This window comes from Parachitinimonas caeni (genome assembly GCF_030129945.1).
Lineage (GTDB): Bacteria > Pseudomonadota > Gammaproteobacteria > Burkholderiales > Chitinimonadaceae > Parachitinimonas > Parachitinimonas caeni.
Genome location: NZ_JARRAF010000113.1, coordinates 1 through 1,870, shown reverse-complemented (window position 1 = coordinate 1,870; position 1,870 = coordinate 1). Strand labels below are relative to the sequence as shown.

General features: G+C 50.3%; 3 protein-coding genes. 2 read left to right on the top strand and 1 reads right to left on the bottom strand.

What is annotated here, in order from left to right:
* The coding region (locus tag PZA18_RS23820) for an RHS repeat-associated core domain-containing protein (RefSeq protein WP_284103389.1) at positions 1-926 on the top strand (926 nt) is incomplete at its 5' end.
* Positions 927-931: 5 nt separating this feature from the next.
* On the top strand, positions 932-1,270 hold the full coding sequence (locus PZA18_RS23815) for an immunity protein Imm33 domain-containing protein (protein ID WP_284103388.1): 339 nt from the start codon (positions 932-934) through the stop codon (positions 1,268-1,270).
* Between the two features lie 140 nt (positions 1,271-1,410).
* Here PZA18_RS23815 and PZA18_RS23810 read toward each other — a convergent pair.
* Positions 1,411-1,870: hypothetical protein (locus PZA18_RS23810; RefSeq protein WP_284103387.1), on the bottom strand; the 460-nt coding region annotated here is incomplete at its 5' end.

The following is a 1,870-nucleotide window of genomic DNA, read 5'->3' as shown; positions in this document are numbered from 1 at the left end:
GCAAAATCCTGCAAGCCCTGCCGCTAGAGCAACGTGCCCAGGCCCGCGCCGACATGCTGGCCAGCGCCCACGCCATAGCCCAAGCCCGGCGGCAGATGGCGGCGGCGAATGAGGGGGAGGGGGAGGCGGAGGAGAACGAGGCTGCGGGGGATGATGGTCACCAACCCGGAACCGTAGCCAGTGCGGATACAAATAACGGTCAGGCGAGCGAAGCGACCGCCCCCTTCCACATCTACTACTACCACCCCGACCAGATCGGCACCCCACGCGAACTGACCAATGCCGAAGGCCAGATCGTCTGGCGCGCTGAATACCTGGCCTGGGGCAACACCCTGAAACTACACTGGCTGACGGATGCCGCACCCGTCGAACAACCGCTAAGGTTTCAGGGCCAGTACTACGATGAAGAGACGGGGCTGCATTACAACCGTTTCCGCTATTACGACCCGGATTTGGGGAGGTTTGTTAGTCAGGATCCGATTGGGTTGGCGGGGGGCGAGAATCTTTATGAATATGCTTTTAATCCAAATCAATGGATTGACCCTTTGGGGTTATCTGGATCAACAATTGATGGGGTTGGCAAAAATGTGCCTCTAAATACGTATGGTATACCTGATGGCCAGCAATTTGATCCTAAGCAAAATATAACAAAAGCATATAGAAGAAATACTGCATGTGGCCCTACTACACAGCAAACAAATGCCGTACAAGGTGTACCTTGTGTTGTATGTGGGCAAGTTGCCTCAAAAATGGTGGCTGACCATAAAGATGCTCTTACAGTAGAATACTACAGGACCGGTCAAAACGATGTGGCACATCAATCCAGTGTTGCGGCAGTTCAATCGCACTGCCCAACCTGTTCTCGAAAACAAGGTGGATATGCATCAAAATTTTCTAGATGCATGAAACGAAAATTAGGAATTTGAATTCTATGGAAATTACTACTGAACAGCGTGATGTATGTGCAAAGTACAACTCCCCAGAGTTTGAAATAGATGAGGGGGGTATGGTTGCAGTTGCACTTTCTTCCATAGGGAAAAATCCAATCTACGGGACCCGAATAGAAAAACCTGAAAATGGAAATGTTAGCTGGTTTTTTTATTGTGGAGACTACTCTGAGGCCCCAGATTTTTTTCAGCCTATACATACATCTCATTTAGACGAAATACTCCCATCCGTAAAAAAATACTTGTTTCTTTCCCCAGGGTTTAAATTCATCATTGATGATGAAGGTTATGAGGATGTATGGATGGAAGGGGCTGAGGATTGAGTATACGTGCTCTTTTATTGTGTCAAGTAAGTACGGCGCTCATTTTGTCAATTTTAGTTTTAAAATGGTTGATGAAAGTGTTGACGTATTGATCTTGATATAAAAGGTCATTGAAAAGCAGCTTCGAGTGGGGAAATCTACTAAATCCTACTTCTAGTATTGCTATTTGCACCAAAAATTAGGTGAAATAGTTTATTTTTGTGCCAAATATTGGTGAATCTTCGATTTTTGATGGATTTCATGAGAAATGAAATCCTTTCTCTGCGGCCTGCTAAGGCACAAAGATCAACCCCAACGGCGCCGCCTACCGCTTCCGCTACGACCCGGTCGGCCGGCTGATCGAAGAACAAGCCGTTGATGGCGTCCTCCACCGCTACCACTACCAAGCCCTGAGCGACCGGCTGGCGCAACGCGAAGACATTGCCGCCTGGTACCAGCCCGAAGTCCGCTCCGGCCACATCGGCCTGCAACCGCCGCCCGACCAGCCGCAACGGCCCCCCCACGGCTTCACTGCCGACGGCAAACCGCGCCTCGTCAGCGACTACCACTACGACCCGGCCGGTCGCCTCGTCCGCAAAACCACCGCCGACGGCCCGACCC